The organism is Paenibacillus humicola (assembly GCF_028826105.1).
GTDB lineage: Bacteria > Bacillota > Bacilli > Paenibacillales > Paenibacillaceae > Paenibacillus_Z > Paenibacillus_Z humicola.
The window spans coordinates 3,442,824-3,460,502 of sequence record NZ_JAQGPL010000001.1; the positions used below are offsets into that span (position 1 = coordinate 3,442,824).

Annotated in this window: 21 protein-coding genes; 1 reads left to right on the forward strand and 20 read right to left on the reverse strand. The window is 58.3% G+C overall.

Annotated elements, in window-relative coordinates:
• Nucleotides 1-7: 7 nt before the first annotated feature.
• The 12 genes from PD282_RS15785 to PD282_RS15840 all read right to left on the reverse strand — a co-directional run bounded on the left by PD282_RS15785 (nt 8) and on the right by PD282_RS15840 (nt 9,978).
• Entirely contained in the window at nt 8-796 is a 789-nt protein-coding gene (locus PD282_RS15785; protein WP_274651610.1) for a tetratricopeptide repeat protein, read from the reverse strand.
• A gap of 126 nt (nt 797-922) precedes the next feature.
• The gene (gene panD, locus PD282_RS15790) at nt 923-1,306 is read right to left on the reverse strand and encodes an aspartate 1-decarboxylase (protein WP_274651611.1); all 384 of its coding nucleotides are present in this window, start codon (nt 1,304-1,306) and stop codon (nt 923-925) included.
• A 5-nt stretch (nt 1,307-1,311) separates the two neighbouring features.
• Nucleotides 1,312-2,190 carry a pantoate--beta-alanine ligase gene (panC, locus tag PD282_RS15795; protein WP_274651612.1) on the reverse strand — a complete coding sequence of 293 codons (879 nt, stop codon included), beginning with the start codon at nt 2,188-2,190 and terminating at the stop codon, nt 1,312-1,314.
• A complete protein-coding gene (panB, locus tag PD282_RS15800; RefSeq protein ID WP_420832360.1) occupies nt 2,187-3,098 on the reverse strand; it encodes a 3-methyl-2-oxobutanoate hydroxymethyltransferase in 912 nt (303 codons plus the stop codon). The genes panC and panB overlap by 4 nt, the downstream gene beginning before the upstream one ends.
• Nucleotides 3,099-3,439: 341 nt before the next feature.
• Nucleotides 3,440-4,414: a biotin--[acetyl-CoA-carboxylase] ligase gene (locus PD282_RS15805; protein WP_274651614.1), complete on the reverse strand. Its 975-nt coding sequence runs from the start codon at nt 4,412-4,414 to the stop codon at nt 3,440-3,442.
• A complete protein-coding gene (locus tag PD282_RS15810; protein ID WP_274651615.1) occupies nt 4,411-5,769 on the reverse strand; it encodes a CCA tRNA nucleotidyltransferase in 1,359 nt (452 codons plus the stop codon). The genes PD282_RS15805 and PD282_RS15810 overlap by 4 nt, the downstream gene beginning before the upstream one ends.
• 16 nt (nt 5,770-5,785) lie before the next feature.
• Nucleotides 5,786-6,949, reverse strand: a complete 1,164-nt coding sequence (gene bshA / locus PD282_RS15815; protein WP_274651616.1) for an N-acetyl-alpha-D-glucosaminyl L-malate synthase BshA — start codon at nt 6,947-6,949, stop codon at nt 5,786-5,788.
• Nucleotides 6,950-7,079: 130 nt separating this feature from the next.
• A complete protein-coding gene (bshB1, locus tag PD282_RS15820; protein WP_274651617.1) occupies nt 7,080-7,778 on the reverse strand; it encodes a bacillithiol biosynthesis deacetylase BshB1 in 699 nt (232 codons plus the stop codon).
• Nucleotides 7,775-8,194, reverse strand: a complete 420-nt coding sequence (gene mgsA / locus PD282_RS15825; RefSeq protein ID WP_274651618.1) for a methylglyoxal synthase — start codon at nt 8,192-8,194, stop codon at nt 7,775-7,777. Before mgsA ends, bshB1 begins: the two co-directional genes overlap by 4 nt.
• 39 nt (nt 8,195-8,233) lie before the next feature.
• Nucleotides 8,234-9,037, reverse strand: a complete 804-nt coding sequence (dapB, locus tag PD282_RS15830) for a 4-hydroxy-tetrahydrodipicolinate reductase (protein WP_274651619.1) — start codon at nt 9,035-9,037, stop codon at nt 8,234-8,236.
• Nucleotides 9,038-9,045: 8 nt separating this feature from the next.
• Nucleotides 9,046-9,588, reverse strand: coding sequence for a tetratricopeptide repeat protein (locus PD282_RS15835; RefSeq protein WP_274651620.1), 543 nt, complete (start codon nt 9,586-9,588; stop codon nt 9,046-9,048).
• Nucleotides 9,589-9,642: 54 nt separating this feature from the next.
• On the reverse strand, nt 9,643-9,978 hold the full coding sequence (locus PD282_RS15840) for a nucleotide pyrophosphohydrolase (protein ID WP_274651621.1): 336 nt from the start codon (nt 9,976-9,978) through the stop codon (nt 9,643-9,645).
• Between the two features lie 147 nt (nt 9,979-10,125).
• Here PD282_RS15840 and PD282_RS15845 point away from each other — a divergent pair, with 147 nt between their 5' ends.
• Complete coding sequence (locus PD282_RS15845; RefSeq protein ID WP_274651622.1) at nt 10,126-10,992, forward strand: YitT family protein; 867 nt, start codon at nt 10,126-10,128, stop codon at nt 10,990-10,992.
• 16 nt (nt 10,993-11,008) lie between these two features.
• Here the strand turns inward: PD282_RS15845 and PD282_RS15850 are convergent, their stop codons facing one another.
• The 8 genes from PD282_RS15850 to PD282_RS15885 form a co-directional block, all read right to left on the reverse strand.
• The gene (locus tag PD282_RS15850) at nt 11,009-11,914 is read right to left on the reverse strand and encodes a sporulation protein YpjB (RefSeq protein WP_274651623.1); all 906 of its coding nucleotides are present in this window, start codon (nt 11,912-11,914) and stop codon (nt 11,009-11,011) included.
• Between the two features lie 70 nt (nt 11,915-11,984).
• A complete protein-coding gene (locus tag PD282_RS15855; RefSeq protein WP_274651624.1) occupies nt 11,985-12,626 on the reverse strand; it encodes a DUF1405 domain-containing protein in 642 nt (213 codons plus the stop codon).
• 172 nt (nt 12,627-12,798) lie between these two features.
• On the reverse strand, nt 12,799-13,677 hold the full coding sequence (locus PD282_RS15860; protein ID WP_274651625.1) for a menaquinol-cytochrome c reductase cytochrome b/c subunit: 879 nt from the start codon (nt 13,675-13,677) through the stop codon (nt 12,799-12,801).
• 22 nt (nt 13,678-13,699) lie between these two features.
• A complete protein-coding gene (qcrB, locus tag PD282_RS15865; protein ID WP_274651626.1) occupies nt 13,700-14,371 on the reverse strand; it encodes a menaquinol-cytochrome c reductase cytochrome b subunit in 672 nt (223 codons plus the stop codon).
• Between the two features lie 17 nt (nt 14,372-14,388).
• Nucleotides 14,389-14,922: a Rieske (2Fe-2S) protein gene (locus tag PD282_RS15870; RefSeq protein ID WP_274651627.1), complete on the reverse strand. Its 534-nt coding sequence runs from the start codon at nt 14,920-14,922 to the stop codon at nt 14,389-14,391.
• Nucleotides 14,923-15,166: 244 nt separating this feature from the next.
• Entirely contained in the window at nt 15,167-15,586 is a 420-nt protein-coding gene (locus tag PD282_RS15875; RefSeq protein ID WP_274651628.1) for a DUF2487 family protein, read from the reverse strand.
• Between the two features lie 187 nt (nt 15,587-15,773).
• The gene (locus tag PD282_RS15880) at nt 15,774-15,956 is read right to left on the reverse strand and encodes an IDEAL domain-containing protein (protein ID WP_274651629.1); all 183 of its coding nucleotides are present in this window, start codon (nt 15,954-15,956) and stop codon (nt 15,774-15,776) included.
• 260 nt (nt 15,957-16,216) lie between these two features.
• Entirely contained in the window at nt 16,217-17,434 is a 1,218-nt protein-coding gene (locus PD282_RS15885; protein WP_274651630.1) for a hypothetical protein, read from the reverse strand.
• Nucleotides 17,435-17,679: the final 245 nt, after the last annotated feature.

Genomic DNA, 17,679 nt, shown 5'->3' on the forward strand with positions numbered 1-17,679 from the left:
ACACAATCTACAGCTGGCCGCTGCCGAAATAAAGCGACAAATGTCCGCTGTGCTGCCGGCAAGACTTCAGGTTGGTCAGCGGATCTGCAAAATCCGGATCGGCTTCGTGCGCCATGACGAAATAACGTTCCGCCTGCTCCAGATTCATCCGGATCGCTTGAATGCAGCCAAGCGCATTATAGCCCAGCGCCCGCCATTTGGCATGATCCGTCAGCTCGACGATCAGCTGAAAATGCCGCTGCGCTTCATTCCATTCCTGCAGGTGCATATAAGTCATCGCCAGGAACAGCCTGGCCCGGTTATCTTCGGGCGAGCGGCCGACCGCCTCTTCAAAATGGCGGGCCGCCTGGCCGAACATCAGCAGCTTGAAATAGCCCTGCCCTTTGGACATCGCGGCGTCTCCCGCAGCCGTACCGGAGCTGCAGCCGAGCGCTTCCGCCGCTTCCGCCGCGTAATCGGCAGCTTCGGCGGAAGCGGCTAGCTGCTTGCCTGCGGCATAAACGGAATGCTCTCCGCCGGCCGGCGGCATCCAGGGATGCTCCTGCTGTTCCGCGGCTTTCTTCGAAGACCCGATCGGCGCTCCGGAACCTCCTGCAGCGCCGGCACCGCGCAGGTCAAGCACATCCGCCATTTTTTCTTCGAATAAAAGCCAATCCTCGATAAACGTGTCGCTGTATTGCTTTAACATGGAGAGCTGCTCGTCGAGTTGCCGTTTTTGTTCGGAGTCCGCGTACGGATAACGGATCATGATATCGTCAAGCATTTCGTGCATGACTCCGAATACATGCTTAAACATCGCCTGCATCCCACCTTCATGCCGTTTTGCTGTCGCTGTATGGCGTATGCTCATTCTTTGCCCCGGCGCTTGTTTTCATACCGGGTGCCAGACGTTATACAGGACTGGCATGGCGGGGTTTGGCGGTTATAAAATCGTGGCGTGCGTCTCCTCCACTGCCGTGTTTACCGGTTTGTTCGCGGAATCGAGCAGGATGACCTTCGGCTTATAGCTGCGGGCCTCCTGTTCGGTCATGACGCCGTACGAAATGATAATGACGTTGTCGCCGGGCTGGACGAGACGCGCGGCCGCGCCGTTCAGACAGATCACGCCCGAGCCGCGAGGGCCGGCAATGACGTACGTTTCCAGTCTTGCTCCGTTATGGTTGTTGACGATTTGAACCTTCTCATTGGGCCAAATATCGGCAAGCTCCATCAAATCCTCGTCGATGGTAATGCTGCCTACATAATTCAAATTGGCTTCCGTAACGGTCGCGCGGTGCAGTTTCGATTTCATCATCGTTCTGAACATGCCGCTCACCTCCCTGCGCTTCCAAATACGCGGTTATCGATCAGCCGCGTCCGGCCGAATTTCACGGCGAGCGCGACGATCAGCTCCTTCGGGTGACGGGATATATCCGCTCCGGGCTCCGGCGGCGTAAGATCCGGGTATTTCAGCAGCTCGGCATAGTCGATGTCCGCCAGCGGCGCCTCCGCGATTTTCGCCCGGATCCGGGACGTCAGGTCGGAGGCGGTCACGCCCGGCTCGCGCATCCAGCGCCCCGCCGCTTCCAGCGTCTCATACAGGATGACGGCCTGCCTCCGCTCCTCCGGATTCAAATAGACGTTGCGCGAGCTTTTGGCCAGACCGTCCGGCTCGCGGACCGTTTCGCAGGGTACGATCTCGACCGGGAAATTCATATCGTCGACCATCCGGCGAATAACGGCAACCTGCTGCGCATCCTTCATCCCGAAATAAGCCTTATCCGGCTGCACCAGATTAAACAGTTTGCCGACCACAAGGCCGACGCCGTCGAAATGGCCGGGACGCGATGCGCCGCACAGCCGCTCCGACACTTGGCCGATCAGCACCTTCGTCAAAGGCTTTTCCGGATACATCTCCGCCAGGGAAGGCATGAACAGCAAATCGACGCCGCTTGCTTCCGCAAGCGCGATATCGTGCTCACGATTCCGCGGGTAACGGTCGAAATCCTCGTTCGGCCCGAATTGCAGCGGGTTGACGAATACCGACGCCGCCGCATAGCCGCATTCGTCCTTTGCTCTGCGCATAAGACTAGCATGCCCTTCGTGCAAATATCCCATCGTCGGCACAAAGCCGATTATTCCCTCCGGCGCCGTGCGGCGGCGCTTCCGGATGATCGAGCGGAGCTCATTTATCGTTTCGCAGACGATCATGAACGATCGCCTCCTTTGACAACGCTTGAGGCCGAGTCCGGACCTCCGTCCCGTTCCCCGCCCCCGCCGTAAAGCCGCTGAACGAGCTCCTGCTCCATCGGGAAGGCATGCTTCTGTTCCGGAAAGGCGCGGGACTTCACATCGCCGACATATGCGCCGATAGCACCGCGAATCGTCGTCCCGAGATCGGCGTACGTTTTGACAAATCGTTTCTCGCGGTAAGGCGAAGCGTACTGCAGCAAATCGTGGAAAACGAGCACCTGGCCGTCGCAGCCGCGGCCGGCTCCGATGCCGATCGTCGGTATCGAGAGCTTCGACGTGACCGCTTCCGCGAGCGGCTCGGTGACAAGCTCGAGCACGATGCCGAAAGCGCCGGCCGCTTCGAGCGCCTGCGCGTCTTCGATCAGGCTCTGCGCTTCGCGCTCCTGCTTGCCCTGCACGCGGTATCCGCCGAGCTGATGCACGGATTGCGGCGTCAGCCCGATGTGGCCGAGCACCGGAATGCCCGCTCTCACAAGAGCCGATACCTCTTCCGCGATATCCGCTCCCCCTTCCATCTTGACGGCCTGCGCTCCGCCCTCCTGCATCAGTCTCGCCGCGTTGCGCAGCGTCGCTTCCTTGCCGATCCGGTACGTTGCGAACGGCATGTCCGCGACGATAAACGTGTGTGCCGCGCCGCGCGCGACAGCTTTCGTATGATAGACCATATCATCGAGCGTAACGGGAATCGTCGTGTCGTACCCAAGCACCACATTGCCCAGCGAATCGCCGACGAGAATGACGTCGATGCCGGCTTCCTCGGCCAATTTGGCGGACGGGTAATCGTAAGCGGTAAGCATCGAGATCGGCTCTCCGCTTTGCTTCATTGTTTTCAGCTTCGTAATGGTCAGCGGATGTTTCATGGGAATCGTCCCCTTTCGAATGCGGCTGGAAGAACGGACGCGCCGTTTCTCCCGCTCCTGCAGAGAGAAACTCCCTGCAGCCGAAACACAAAAAAACCTTTTAGCCGCCGCTAAAAAGGTCCCAAACGAAAAAGGAACGTCAAGCTGCCAGCGAGCTTCCTTCTGTCTCGGTCCTAAGCGGCTCAGAGCAGAGTACGCACTGCATCCTTCGAAGATGTGGCAATAAGTCCAAACGGTGAAGCGGCTTCTCAGCCGGTACGGCTTGCATGCGCAATGCCGCCCGCTTGAAGTCGTTTCTCCGGCTTATGTCGAGTATACCAAATAAGTTGCAAACCGTCTATGAACGGCTAGCCCTGCTGCGCGATCGTTTCAGCCGAGAATACCGGCATTTCCGAACCGTCCGCCCGGCGGACGAGCAGCGCGCCGCGCTCATCCAGCCCGATCGGCGTTCCTTCGACCGCGCCGGAGGGCAGATTCAGCCGAACGGGCTTGTTCAGCGTAACCGACAGCGCCTCCCACAGCGTGCGAATCGGAGCGAAGCCTTCCTTGCGGTACAGATCGTAAAGCGCCGAGAACTGCCCGATGAAGGCGGCGATCGTCTCCGTGCGATCGATCGTCCGGCCGGCTTCAATACGAAGCGAGGTGGCGATCTCCTTCAGCTCGTCCGGATAATCGTCCGGCTCCAAATTCAGGCTGATACCGATGCCGGCGACTACATATTTGATCCGTTCCTCGTCCGCCGTCGATTCGAGCAAAATGCCGCTTATTTTTTTGCCGCCGATCAGCAGATCGTTGGGCCATTTGATGCCGATGTCGACCGGTGCGACCGATTTCAGCGCGCGGCACAGCGCGACGGCCGCCAGAAGCGTCAGCTGCGGCGCCAGCTGGAGCGGAAGATCCGGCCGCAGCACGAGGCTCATCCAGATGCCTTTGCCCGAGGGCGACACCCAGTGCCGGCCCATTCTCCCGCGGCCGCTGGTCTGCTGCTCCGCAAGGACAAGCGTGCCCTCGGGTGCGCCGTCCTCCGCCAGCCGCTGCGCGACGTTCTGCGTCGAATCGACGGTATCGAGCAGCGTGATCCGCTTCGCAAGCGGCGATGCGCCGAGCCGCTGTGTCAGCTCCTCCAGCGACAGCTTGGACGGTTTGGCGACCAGACGGTAGCCCAGCCTGCGCGATGCCTCGAATGTGTAGCCGAGCGTTTCAAGCTTGCGGATCTGCTTCCAGACGGCCGTCCGGCTGATTTGCAGCTCTTTGCTGATCGTTTCGCCCGATACAAACGCACCGGGCATCCGTTCCAGCAGTTCGATAATCCGATTGTTCATGGCAGCTCCTTCCTGTCGTTCTTAGCGGCTGCGAGCCGCTCGGCCAGTTCCAGCAGCGCTTCGCGCTCGTTCGCGGTCTCGCCGAAAGCGGCTGCCCGGAGCAGCCTGTTCAGCAGCTCGCCGAGCCACGGGCCGGACGGCGCGTTCAGCCGCTCCAGAAGATCGGAACCGCGAACGGCCAGCTCCTTTACGGACGCCGCGGGCATTGCCAGCAGCCAAGCCCGCAGCTTGTCCCGAAGCCGCAGCTGCTGACGGTCCGCTTCTTGCAGAGGCCCCGTCTCCGCGGCAGCAAAATGAACGCGCAGCCACTGCTCCGCGGCTTCCTTGCCTTCCCGCAGCACCGTGTCCAGCCACAGCTCGCGCAGCTTGCACCGCGCCGAATTGCCGCCGGCATCCTCCGGCATATTCGCCATCGCGGCATGTACGCGCGCACACGCCGCCAGCCGGTCTGCGCGCCCCGCGGCGAACCGGAGCCGGCCGAACAGCTCGAGCGCCTCTTCCGGCTTTAACGCGAGTGCGTCCGTTACGGCCGCCCAGCGATCGTCTGGACCCGCCAGCCGGCTCGCCGCGGCAATGCTGCTCAAGGCCGCGGCCGTCAAGCTGCGCGCCTCCGGATCACGCCGATTCAGACGGAACTGTTCCGCCGCTTCCGTCAGCCGGTCCGGCAGCCGCTCCTTCGTCTTCGCCAGCAGCCCCCCGGCGGCCAGCCAAGCGGCTGCGCGCGCCAGGCTCGCGCCCGCGATCATTTTATCCGCTTCGGCGCCAACCCGTTCCATCGCGACATGGCGCAGCAGCTCGCCGTGCCGCATGAGCGCCCGCCATGTAGCCGGTGCGATTCGGAATCCCAGCTCGGCGGCAAAGCGGACGGCGCGAATCATGCGCAGCGCATCCTCCTGAAATCGCGCATCGGCGTCGCCGACGCAGCGCAGCAGGCGGCGGCCGAGGTCGCGCATGCCGCCGAACGGATCGACAACCGTGCCGTCCGGCCGCATCGCCATGGCGTTGATCGTAAAATCTCTGCGCTGCAGATCGGCTTCAAGCTCGGTGACGAACTCGACCTCCGCAGGCCGCCGGTACCGCTCGTAAGCCGATTCCTTCCGGTACGTCGTCACTTCGTATTGCCGGCCTGCATGCAGCACGGTCACCGTCCCGTGGCGGATGCCGGTCGGAACGGTCCGGGCAAAAATCGCCATGACCTGCTCCGGCGTCGCCGAGGATGCGATATCGACATCCTTCAGCGGCCGGCCGAGCGCCGCATCCCGGACGCAGCCGCCGACAAAAACGGCTTCGAATCCGCTTCGCTCCAGCGCCTCCAGCACGGGAAGCGCCCGCGCCAGCGATTCGTTCATCGTCATGGGCCCGTTCTCCCCGTCAGCTCTTGCATACGGGCTCGGGAACGTTCGTTTCGATGCCGAGCACGTTATAATAAATCCGCTCGTATTCTTCCGTTATCAAATCGTTGCAAAACTGGGTCGTGGCGCGGTGCAGGCACGCCTCCTGGAACTGCCGGTACAGCGCCCGGTCCGACAGCAGGCGAATCGCGTTGTGCGCCATATCTTCCGTATCCCCGATCGGCGACAAATAGCCGGTCTCTCCGTGCGTCACCAGCTCGGGAATGCCGCCGGCGAACGAACCGATCGTCGGAACGCCGCACGCCATCGCTTCGAGCGCCACCAGTCCGAAGCTTTCTTTCTCCGAAGGCAGCAGCATCAGGTCGGCAATCGAGATCACCTGCGCCACGTCGTCCTGTTTGCCGAGAAAATGAACCTTATCCTCGATGCCAAGATTGCGGATTTTGCACTGGATTTTCGGCAAATCCGGACCCTCGCCGACCAGCACGAGCCGGCTCGGGACTACTTCGGCCACCTTGGCGAAAATTTCGACTACGTCGCCGACCCGCTTCACCGGCCGGAAATTGGAAATGTGCATCAAAATTTTCTCGTCTTCGCGGGCAAAATCGCTTCGCAGCGACGCACAGTCGCGCGGATAATAGATCCGCTTGTCGACAAAGTTATACGTCAGCTCGATCCGCCTGTCGATATCGAGCAGATCCCGCGTTTCCTGGATCAAATCGTTCGAAACCGCCGTCACGGCGTCGCTCTCGTTGATCGCAAGCCGGATCAGATCCTTCAGCGATTCGTCCTGCGCCAGCACCGTGATGTCGGTGCCGTGGAGCGTCGTTACCGTGCGAAGCCCCTCGCCCGCCATCCGTTTGGCGATAAAGGCGCACACCGCGTGCGGAACCGCATAATGAACGTGCAGCAGGTCCAGCTGCTGCATTTTGGCGACTTGGGCCATTTTGCTGGCCAGCGACAAATCGTACGGAGGATAGCGGAACACGTAATAATCGTTCACTTCCACCTCGTGATAATAAATGTTTTTATGAAATTGGCCGAGCCGAAACGGAATGCTGTGCGTAATAAAGTGAATCTCGTGTCCTTTTTCCGCCAGAAGCTTCCCCAGCTCGGTCGCGACGACGCCGGATCCGCCGAGTGTCGGATAGCATGTGATCCCGATTTTTAAACGTTTTGCCATACTGCAGCGCACCTCCCGCTTTAACGAGCGTTACCGAATAATATTATGACGACGGATCAAGAAATTTGACGAATAAATCATACCGGTTGGCCCTAAGCCGGTATTCGGGCAAAAAGGGCATTCGCGGCGCTTAAAATAACGCGACCGGATGCGGGCGTTTGATGGCAAAGCCCTCGGCATACGCAACCCCTTGCGCTTGGCCGAGCAGCAGATCGCGCGCCTCGACGCGCTGGATATAACGGTCGGTCAGCGGCGTGCCGACGCGGTCCTCGCCTTCGGCCGGAGGGGCGAACTGCGACCGGTACGCTTGCAGCGACCGAATCTTCTTCTCGTATATTCCGCCGACATCGACAACGAGCGACACATCGCCCGTATCATTAATAAAATAATAATAGCACTGCTGAACCTGAACGGGCGGCAGCTCGGGCATATAATTGCGAAGCTTGGCGTTGAAGACCGCTTCTTCGACGAGTCGGCTGCACGCTACATGATCCGGATGGCGGTCGTGCCAATAGGGAGCGAACACGATTCGGGGGCGCAAGCGGCGGATTTCGCGGACGACCGCAGCGATCTGTTCCGCCGATCCCGTCAGCCCTCTGTCCGGCAGCCCCAGGCAGGAGCGTTCGGATAAACCAAGCACCGCGGAAGCTTCGGCAGCTTCCCGCCGCCTCGTTTCCACGGTGCCGTTCGACGACATTTCCGCAGCGGTCAAATCGCAAACGGCAACCTTGCCGCCCGCCAGCGCCTGCTTCGCGATTGTGCCGCCCATACCGATTTCGACGTCATCCGGATGCGCGCCGAAAGCGGCGATATCAAAATGATACGTCATGCCGGATCACCCGGCTTATATTTGTGCACCAGCTCCCGCCAGGCGAAATCGCCCCGCTGCAGCGCTTTGACCAGCAGCTCGCCCGTCGCGATGTTGGTCGCAACCGGGATTCCCTGAACATCGCACAGCCTCAGCAGCGCGATGATGTCCGGCTCGTGCGGCTGCGCCATGAGCGGGTCGCGCAGAAAGATGATCAGATCCATTTCGTTCTGGGCGACCAGCGCCCCGATCTGCTGGTCCCCGCCCAGCGGTCCGGACATGAAGCGGTGGATGCTGAGCTCCGTTTTTTCCATAATTCTCGCGCCGGTGGTGCCGGTCGAATACAAGGTATGATCTTTGAAAACATGCTCATAGGCGGTAACGAAATTGACCATCTCTTCTTTTTTTCGGTCATGTGCAATAAAGGCAATGTTCATCGTGCTCGTCTCCTCTCCACGAACGGCAGGCCGCGAATGTTAGTCCATCACATGCTCGAACCCGTAAATCAGGCCCACATAGGTCATGACCTTCTTGACCGCCGCGTTTACCCCGGGCATATAACCGGCCCGGTCGTAGGAATCGTGGCGGATTTTCAGCGTTTGACCATGCCCGCCGAAAATGACCTCCTGCTGGGCGAACACGCCCGGAAGCCTGACGCTATGTATGCGGAAACCGTTGTAATAACCGCCGCGCGCGCCTTCAATCGTCTCTTCTTCCCGAGGGTTGCCCTGGCGCAGCTCCTGCCGGACCTCGGAAATCAGCTCCGCCGTCTTGATCGAGGTGCCGGACGGCGCGTCCAGCTTCTGATCGCCGTGATATTCGATAATTTCGACGTGGGGCAAATATTTGGACGCCTGTGCGGCGAATTTCATCATCAAAATTGCGCCGATGGAAAAGTTCGGCGCAATCAGCCCGCCGATCTCCCGTTCCCGGCACAGCTTGTCCAGCTCTGCGATCTGATCCGGCGTAAACCCGGTCGTACCGACAACGGGTCTGACGCCGTTCATGATCGCCATTCTCGTATTGCCGTAAACGGCTTGCGGCACTGTAAAGTCGACGAGCACATCCGCCTCCGCGCCAGCAAGCGCCGACTCCAAATCCGGCGATACGGCCACGCCGCAAGGTGCGGCGCCGGCGAGTACCCCGGCATCGACCGGGCCCGCCGACGGGCTCACCGCCGCCGCAAGCGACAGCTGTTCATCCTGCAGCACCATTTTTACGACCTCGCGGCCCATACGGCCGCCCGCTCCCGTTACGGCAACCCGAATTTTGTCCGTCATAACTGCGTTCACCTGTTCCTTTTCCGTTTTCTGGTCTGGCCGTACCCCCACAGCCTTTTGCGGCGTCTGATGTCCGACAGCAGCTTCCGCGCCGCCGTATGCCCAGGCTCCAGCCGCACCGCCTCGCGGGCGCACTGTGACGCTTCATCCAGCCGCCCCTGCGCCGAATAAGCGGCTCCCAGCAGCAGCAGCGCCTCCACACTCAGCGGGTCGAGCCTCGACGCCTCCCGAAGCTTGACGATCGCGGCTGCAGCCTCGTCCATGCTCTGCGCCAGCAGCGTTTCGGCCTCGTGAATCAATTGTTTCGCGCGGACCGTCTGCAGATGGAACCGATACTCCTCCTGCTCGGGCTCCAGCCTGACCGCCTCTTCGGCATAATGGAGCGCCTTGGGCCATTTCCCGCTGCGCGCGCACGTAATCGAGCATTTATAGCAAAAGGCCGCATTTTCCGGTTCCAGCGCGATCGCTTCCTCGAACCGGACGATCGCCAGCTCGAAATCGCCGCTGAGGATGGCCTCGTAAGCCTTCTTCACGACGCTTTCTCCGTCCATCCGCCCATCCTCCTTGTACACATGCTGATTGTACAGCATATGAGAGAGGGGGACTTACGGTTCGACGTTTTTTCGCGTCCACCGGTCTGCGTCCCGCGTATTGAATTTATGCATCACGCGATCGTGCGCTTCCGTCAAATCGATTCCGAGGGAATTGGCGAAGCAAATGACAATAAATAAAATATCCGCCAGCTCCATCTCGATGGAATTGTCCGCTTCGTCCGGTTTTTTCGGCTTCTCGCCGAACCGGTGGTTCACTTCGCGCGCAAGCTCGCCAACTTCTTCACTCATTCGCGCAAGCATCGACAGGGGACCGAAATAGCCTTCTTTAAACTGCGAGATGTACCGGTCGACCTCGCGCTGCATGTCCGCAAGCGATTTCTCAGCCATCGTTCGTTTCCTTTCTTCCCAAAAGGTTCACTCCATATGTTAACCTAAAGCGTATTCGAAAACAATGCTTAAGATCGCGCCGAAAATGGGAACCTAGAAATGGATGTTCAACCTTTTCAGGCGGTATAAAAAGGAGGCGATCCTGCGATGAAACCGTCAGTTGTCCGTCTGCTGCGAACGCTCCCTCTGATCATGCTCGGCACGGCCGTATACGCCTTCGGGCTTCATTACTTTATTTTGCCCAACAAGCTGACCGAAGGCGGCGTGACGGGGATCGCCATCCTGCTGAACTATGCGCTCGGATGGCCGCTGTCCGTTTCGACCCTGGCGCTTAATATTCCGCTGTTTATCCTTGGCTGGAAAATACTCGGCCGCGAACAAATCGGCTACACGATTTTCGGCACCGTATCGCTTTCGCTTTTTCTTGCGCTGCTGGAGCGAATGATCGAAGCGGGCTGGCTTGTCCCGTTCCGCACGCACAGCGATTTCATTCTGGCGGCGCTCTACGCCGGTGTGACAATCGGCGCCGGCCTCGGACTCGTGTTCCGCTACGGCGGCACGACCGGCGGGGCCGATATTATCGCCCGCATCGCTTCCAAGAAAAAGGGCTGGAGCATGGGACAAATCATCCTCACGATGGATGCCGTCATCATCGGCTCGGCTCTGCTGTACATTCCGAAGGAGCAGGTGCTTTATACGCTGGTCGCCGTCTTTATCGCGTCAAGGGTGATCGATTTTATACAGGAGGGCGCCTATGCCGCCAAGGCGTTTTCGATTTTCACCCCCTATCCGGAGCGGCTGGCTGCGCTTGTAACGAAGGAAATGGATCGCGGCGTGACGCTGTTTTCCGCGAAAGGGGCATTTTCCGGCAAAAAAATGCAGGTCGTCTACTGCGTCGTCGCCCGCCATGAAATCCGGCGGCTGAAAACGATTGTGCGCAGTATCGACCCGCATGCTTTTATTGTGATCAGCGATGTGCACGATGTACTCGGCGAAGGCTTTAAAGAGGAATAAACGATGCTTATCGGCTTTATTTCCTTCCGCCGCGGGGAGGAACGATCGTCCCCTTGCGTTTCTCGTAAACAAAACGCTGCCAGCCCGCAAGACCGAGAATGCCCATCACGAAAGCCGCAATGAACATCGTCGTCAGGTACTCGTGTGACGCTCCCAGCCGGTCCATCGGCGCAATCGAAGCAAGCTTCGATTCAGCGGCTTCGGCAGGGGATGGCTCGAACAGCCGGTCGTACGATGCTTTCAGCTGCGCAAACGTCCTGTCCATCGATTTCACAGCCGGACCACCCGCGGAGGCGCTCTGCAGCATCTCTTTCGTATACGCGATTTGTTTTTGCAGCGCCTGTTCAAGCTCTGCCGGACGCTGCAGCATCGCCGCCACTTCGAACCGCTCGGCATGATCGGCCAGGACGTTCAGCGCCGCAAGCGACCCTTGGACACGCTGCGCGGAGGACGACCGCCAAACCTGATCCAGCCTGCTCAGATCGTCATCCAATACATCTTTGTACTGCAGCCATACCGGTGCATTCGGCCGGACCAGCGTATCGGCCGCAAGCTTCAGCTGCGCTCCCTGCAAGTTCCAATCGCTTACAGCCTGCTCTTTCGCAAGCGTTTTCTCCGCTGCCTGGACCGTGTCGTCAAACGCCTTCCAGCCGCCGCCGTAGCCGAGCTCGCGCACGCCGTTCTGTGCGGCAGCCTGCTTGATCCGCCCTGCTAATACATAAGCAAGCTGGCGGTTCTCGTCGCTGACGGCGGTATAAAACTGCTCCGTCAGCTTGTACAGCCTGTCCGCCTCCGCTGCCGATCCGTCCGCCGCGGAGTCCTCGCCGGCCGCCTGCCGGGTAATCCGCTCGCTGCAGCCCGCAGCCGCCAGCATAAGCAGTAAGGCGCACAGCCCGGTAACGAAAATCCGTTTCGACCTCACGTTCTCCCCCTCCTTCACGTGATGCGCGATAATGCGCTGCTTGTATCACTTTATGGGGGGATGTCCGCATTTATTCCTTGCGAAACCTCATACACAGCCAGGTCGCGAGCAGACTGAAGAACGTCAGGCCGATCGTAAAGCTGCGAATCGCCGGCAAATCGTTCTCCAGCACATCCGGAAGCCACGGATAAACGTTATAGGTATAATCGACCATATCGTTAAGGAGCAGCCAGCAGGCGGCGGCCATCGCGGCGACCCGTCCGAAGGTTTGGAAGCGAATAAACAACAGCGCTTCCACCGCCATACCGAGATGCGAAACGACGAGCATGTAGTGCTCCCAATGCAGCGGGTCGCCCTGTGCGCCGCCGGCCGCAATCATGGTCACCGCCCAAATGCCGTATTTAATGGAAGAAACTGCGCCGAGCGCTTCGAGAACGGACCGAAGCCAGAGCATGCCTGCCGAAGGCCTGGACGTCTTGCGCCGGGGAAACAAAAAAAACAGAAGGGAAAGCGTAAAAAACAAACTGGCGGTCGGGCTGTCCGGAACAAAAATGACCTGCCAAAGCGGATGATGGTCGATCGTATCGACAATTTGGTTGCCATACCAGATGTAACCGTATACCGTTCCGGCCGCATTGACGAGAAACAGCAGCCATAAAAACGAACGGTCCAGTAAAAACGATTTGCTCCAAAACCACGACAGCAATCTCAAAGCCGTGCTCCTTTCCCCGAGTCCAGGCAGAAGCGGCGCACGCCGTCATCTCCTGGCAAGGGTGGTTGCTTTCAATCCAAATTCAAGGCCAATCTGCAGGGAAAAACGAATCTTGTTTCGAAAAAAACCTGACCGCGTCGTTCGCGATCAGGTTTCCAATCTACGCTGTGTATTAAGCTTTCTTCTGCTTCGACAGCCAAGTTGCCAGCTGATTGATCTCATCGGCGCTCAGCGTCGATTTGAATGGCGGCATTCCGCCAGCTTTACCATTCGTAATCGTATCGACGATCTGATCCTTCGTCAGGACGTCGCCGATGCCGTGAAGCGAAGGTGCGCCGGTCGTCGGGTTGCCGGTCAGATCCGCGCCGTGACAGGCGATACACTGCGCCTTCTGAACGATTTTCATCGCCGGATCGTTAGGAGCTACGAGCGGAATCGTCGCGTCTTCCTGTCCGCCCCCGCCGGCGCCTTGGCCTTTCTCCGCCGCTTCGCGCGCTTTTTCCTCGCGGAGCTGATCTTCCGGAACAGTGTTCGTGAGCTTCAGCTCGTATTGATAGTGATCCCACGAAACTTTCGTCAGATAGAACAGTGAGAACAGAGCCAAGAACATAAGCGCAGACGTGATCGGACGCTTGTAAAACCGGCGCTCCTTGCCCGTGTCGAGAAACGGAGCAAGCAGCAGCGCGCCGAATGCGATGCCGGGCACGCCGACCGTTCCGAGAACAACATAGCCGCCGGATACGTACGGATATTTCAGAAATTGATACAGGAACAGGAAGTACCAGTCCGGCATCGGAATAAACGCCGCATTCGTCGGGTCCGCCGGGTAGCCGAGCGGGGCCGGCTCCGCGATGGTCAAAACGAGAAATCCGACGAGCACGACAACGCCGACCATCCATTCCTTCAGCAAAAAGTTCGGAATGAACGCTTCGGATCTTCCCGGGTAGGCCGAGTAATCCGGCGGTGCGCTTGGTCCCGTAGACTCGCGTTTGCGCACGCGAGAGTCGCCGACGAAGACGACTTTTTCGTTCGATTTGTGGCCGTGTGCCATTCGCAAGTTGCCTCCCTTCGGCTTATAGTGGTCCGGAAATGCCTTGTTTCCGGATCATGAAGAAGTGTGCCGCAAGAAGCGCAAGCAGCGCACCCGGCAGGAAGAAAACGTGAATCGCGAAGAAACGCGTTAGCGTTTCGGCTCCAACGATATCCCCGCCCGCCATCAATTCTTTCAAATAGTTGCCGATCCATGGAATCGAAGCGGCGATTTGCATGCCGACCTTTGTCGCAAAATACGCTTTGTTATCCCAAGGCAGCAGGTAGCCCGTGAATCCGAGTCCGAGCATGATGAAAAAAATGAGCATGCCGACGACCCAGTTCATCTCGCGCGGCGCCTTGTAGGAGCCCGTGAAGAAAACGCGGAGCGTATGCAGGAACATCATCACGATGACGAGACTCGCGCCCCAGTGGTGCATCCCCCGCACGATGCCGCCGAAAGCGACTTTATGCTGGAGGTAGTCGACGCTTTTGTAAGCGTTGATAATATCCGGCACGAAATACATCGTCAGGAACATGCCCGACAGGATTTGAATTACGGTAATAAAAAACGTCAGACCGCCGAAGCAATACACGAATGCGGAGAAGTGATGCGCAGGGTTGACGTGCTCCGGCACCTCGTGGTCCGCAACGTCCCTCCACATCGGCGTAATGTCAAGACGTTCGTCCATCCAGTTGTACATACTTTTCAACATCTGAGATACGCCCTCCTTTATTTAAACCGTGTATTCGGCACAATCGGTCCGAGATAAATCCAGTCCTTGTCGATTTTCACTTCGTACTCGTCGAGCGGTTTCGGTGCAACGACCAGGTTTTTGCCCAGTTTCGTATAATGCGCGCCGTGACATGGACAAACATATTCTTCGTTCTTCTCGGTGTTCCAGCCAATGGTGCAGCCAAGGTGCTTGCAGATTGGCGAGAGCGCGAAAATTTTGCCTTGATCATCTTTACAAATCCATGCGGTCAACTCGGGGTCGCTGACATACCAGCCGTCCACCTGATGGATTTTAAATTTGAATTCCTGCGGTTCCGTCGTGATTTTGTTGGCCTCGACGACTTTAATAAACGAGCTGGTCGTCTTCTTCTGCAAAATCGGGTCGACTGCAAAACGGATCATCGGAAGCGTGACGCCAGCCGCCATGAACGCGCCTGCGCCGCCGAGCGTATACGACAAAAACTGCCGGCGCGACATGCCGCTGCGATTGGCCGGTTTATGCGCGGTTTCGGAATGCTCGTGGTTACTCATCTTCTGTTCTACCCCCTTTGCTAAAGCCTATCTTGCGTTCTGCCAGCCAGGGCAAAACGTACGATGAACTAGGACATTACTTATAATAGCCTAGGTGATATAGAGCGTCAAGAATTTGGCAGGCAATTTGAAGCGCCGAACAAAATGGGAAATTTAATTTGTTATTATTTTGTCACATTTGACCTTGTCTGGCATTTGTTTTTCCCATTTGAAGGTGCGAATATACAGTACTCGCCTTTCGGCGTCATGCCCGTCCGAGCCACAGCTCCCTTACAGCCGCACTCACGGTCCCAGGATCCGGCAAATGGCCTTGTTCGTCCATCCCGAACAGCAGATCGGCGAGCGCGGGCGGCTCATCCTGGACCGGAAATGCCGCGGCGACGATGACGTACCGAAAGCCGGCCGCCCGCAAATTGGCGCAGACTGCCGAAACGGTCCGCTGCGTGTCGGCGTTCCACTGGCCGTATTGAATCGCCGGATAAGTGACGACCCTGCCCGTAAAAGGCTCCTCAATCAAGGCGAGCACATCCCGCAGCCGCCCGAGCGCTTCCGCCGCCTCGTGAGGCATCTCCGTTCCCGTCAGACCCGTAACAGGCAGCAGCGCCGTGTCCAGATAAGGCTGCAGCTCGGCCCATTGTTCCCCGCTGAATTCGCTGAATTTCATCGCAACACACCCGTTCTCGATTTTTTCTTCTAATTATATGTATAACTTGTACGGCAAATCTAATCCTATCATAAAGGGGCCGCCGCCGAAACCTCTGCCGCCGGCAAACAAAGTAAACGGCCGGCAGATGCGGCGGATCGAAATCCGTGCGCCTGCCGGCCGTTTCAGATGCGTGCCGCAGCTTCCACTAAGCGTGCAGCATTCTCAGTTCGTCGGTCAATCGTTGAAACGTATCCTTATCGCCAGAAGCAAGGGCATGATCAATCGCTTGATACAACCGGTCCGTGCGGAATTTCAGGACAGCCTCGTCCAGTACCATTTCAGCGGCGAGTGCGAGCATCGCCTCATACGTAACCTTCATTTTGTCCATAGGATACACCTCCAGCAAATAAGAGAATCCTATATTCGTTTCCTTTCACCGTTGCAGCATTCATCGTCCGCTTACGCGTGCAGTCGCAGTCTAATCGGTCGTTTCATTTGACGATTGTCCGGCAGGCGGTTTCAGCGAAGCGTATAGGGTGAAAATTGTCCCGTCAACGGCAGCCGGCTTACTCCATCATATTCCCCGGCTGCGGCCCCGAATAAGACGTTCGCCCTTCGGGGCACGAATATGCCCTTGCCCGGAGGCGGTTATTCCAGGACGATCGCATCGTCTTCGATATTCAGTCCCGCCACGATCGATCGGCCGAGCGGCGTCATCCGGACAACGAGCCCGCTTTCGCCGTGTTCGCCGAGACGAAGCATGCCCAAATGCAGCATCATGCCGACGATCCGCTGCTCCAGAATCGTTTCCGGAGGGTCGTAATAATACGGCTTGATGAACGGCGTCAGCGCCTGCTTCAAGGATTCGGCGGTAATCCAAGCTTTGGCCAGCTTATCGACCCAGCCGGCAATCGCCCGGACATTCGGGATCGCCGTTTTGTATAAGCGGAGCCAGAAGCGGTACAGCTTGTCTGGCGCCTCCGGTGCGAGCTGCGCCTGCCTCTCCTGCCCGGCGGCCGTCAGCGTCAGTCTGCCGTCGTTTTCCGAGAGCCACCCTTCGAAGTAACAATAATCGTAAAGCAGCGAGAGACGGTTCGGATAATCCTTCATGCGCCTTCCGTATCCGAAGCGCCATTCGCCCCGCGTCGGAAGCTGTTCTTTGACGCCGAGCCCATCCAGAATCTGCAAAATGCTGCGCTTGTACATCGATCCTTCCGAGGTGAGCGGGATATCGTGATGATGAATATACGTGAGGAGCTTCTGCACGTCATCGCCCATCAGCTGCTGTTCGTCCCGGTAGGCGGCCGGCTCGTCCGCAGCGGGTACGATCTGCGATGCGAACCGCCGCTCCAGCGCATCCTTGAACCGGACCTTCAAATCGGCCGGCATCTGGAACAAATAACGGTCCGGTCCGGAATAGCCGTTAAACAGCCAGCCGTAGTGCTTAAAGCGGGAGATGGTTTCCCTCGGCCCGGGCTCCGGTGCCGGTTCGGCCGGCGGCTTCTTTTTTCGCTTCCCGCTTCCTTTCGATTCCGGCTGCGCCTGCTGCTGCGGAGAAGCGATCAGCACCGCGGCTTCGCTCTTCTCCGGAGCGGATTGGCCGAACTTGCTCATCTGGATCCGCGCAATCAATTCCTCCAGGCTGAATGCGTCTCTCGGGTCAAACAGCAGCGAGTTCATAAAACGCAAATCCTCTAGCCTCATCGCGCTGATCTGCGCTTCGAATACGTCTTTTCTCATAATGGCGGCCAGTATCGACTGAATCAGCTCGTTTTTCGAATTGCCGTTGCATTCGCACCGGTAAGTCGTCGCGATCCGGCTGAGCTGACCGATATCCGCATAACTCAGCATGTCCGCCAAATTCATCGTCCGCCCTCCAATCTGTCCGTTCTCGGTCCTGGTGCCTTCGGTTTACTACCATTATGGGAACATTGGAGAAATTTATAACCGAAGAGTGAAAATAAACAAAAAGAACCGGTCTTCACCGTTCTTTGACGAAGGCGAAGCCGGCTTCTTCTTTCAGATTTCTTTCAGATTGATCAGGAACAACTTATCGGATTCGAAACTTGCGATTCCATCAAAAAAACCGCCCGATGCGCAGAGGGTCTGCG

What these genes read in the sequence shown, in the direction of transcription:
- PD282_RS15785 (WP_274651610.1), bottom strand. Translation starts at nt 796, where the DNA reads ATGTTTAAGCATGTATTCGGAGTCATGCACGAAATGCTTGACGATATC.
- panD (WP_274651611.1), bottom strand. Translation starts at nt 1,306, where the DNA reads ATGTTCAGAACGATGATGAAATCGAAACTGCACCGCGCGACCGTTACG.
- panC (WP_274651612.1), bottom strand. Translation starts at nt 2,190, where the DNA reads ATGATCGTCTGCGAAACGATAAATGAGCTCCGCTCGATCATCCGGAAG.
- PD282_RS15805 (WP_274651614.1), bottom strand. Translation starts at nt 4,414, where the DNA reads ATGAACAATCGGATTATCGAACTGCTGGAACGGATGCCCGGTGCGTTT.
- PD282_RS15810 (WP_274651615.1), bottom strand. Translation starts at nt 5,769, where the DNA reads ATGACGATGAACGAATCGCTGGCGCGGGCGCTTCCCGTGCTGGAGGCG.
- bshA (WP_274651616.1), bottom strand. Translation starts at nt 6,949, where the DNA reads ATGGCAAAACGTTTAAAAATCGGGATCACATGCTATCCGACACTCGGC.
- bshB1 (WP_274651617.1), bottom strand. Translation starts at nt 7,778, where the DNA reads ATGACGTATCATTTTGATATCGCCGCTTTCGGCGCGCATCCGGATGAC.
- mgsA (WP_274651618.1), bottom strand. Translation starts at nt 8,194, where the DNA reads ATGAACATTGCCTTTATTGCACATGACCGAAAAAAAGAAGAGATGGTC.
- dapB (WP_274651619.1), bottom strand. Translation starts at nt 9,037, where the DNA reads ATGACGGACAAAATTCGGGTTGCCGTAACGGGAGCGGGCGGCCGTATG.
- PD282_RS15835 (WP_274651620.1), bottom strand. Translation starts at nt 9,588, where the DNA reads ATGGACGGAGAAAGCGTCGTGAAGAAGGCTTACGAGGCCATCCTCAGC.
- PD282_RS15840 (WP_274651621.1), bottom strand. Translation starts at nt 9,978, where the DNA reads ATGGCTGAGAAATCGCTTGCGGACATGCAGCGCGAGGTCGACCGGTAC.
- PD282_RS15845 (WP_274651622.1), top strand. Translation starts at nt 10,126, where the DNA reads ATGAAACCGTCAGTTGTCCGTCTGCTGCGAACGCTCCCTCTGATCATG.
- PD282_RS15860 (WP_274651625.1), bottom strand. Translation starts at nt 13,677, where the DNA reads ATGGCACACGGCCACAAATCGAACGAAAAAGTCGTCTTCGTCGGCGAC.
- qcrB (WP_274651626.1), bottom strand. Translation starts at nt 14,371, where the DNA reads ATGTTGAAAAGTATGTACAACTGGATGGACGAACGTCTTGACATTACG.
- PD282_RS15870 (WP_274651627.1), bottom strand. Translation starts at nt 14,922, where the DNA reads ATGAGTAACCACGAGCATTCCGAAACCGCGCATAAACCGGCCAATCGC.
- PD282_RS15875 (WP_274651628.1), bottom strand. Translation starts at nt 15,586, where the DNA reads ATGAAATTCAGCGAATTCAGCGGGGAACAATGGGCCGAGCTGCAGCCT.
- PD282_RS15880 (WP_274651629.1), bottom strand. Translation starts at nt 15,956, where the DNA reads ATGGACAAAATGAAGGTTACGTATGAGGCGATGCTCGCACTCGCCGCT.
- PD282_RS15885 (WP_274651630.1), bottom strand. Translation starts at nt 17,434, where the DNA reads ATGAATTTGGCGGACATGCTGAGTTATGCGGATATCGGTCAGCTCAGC.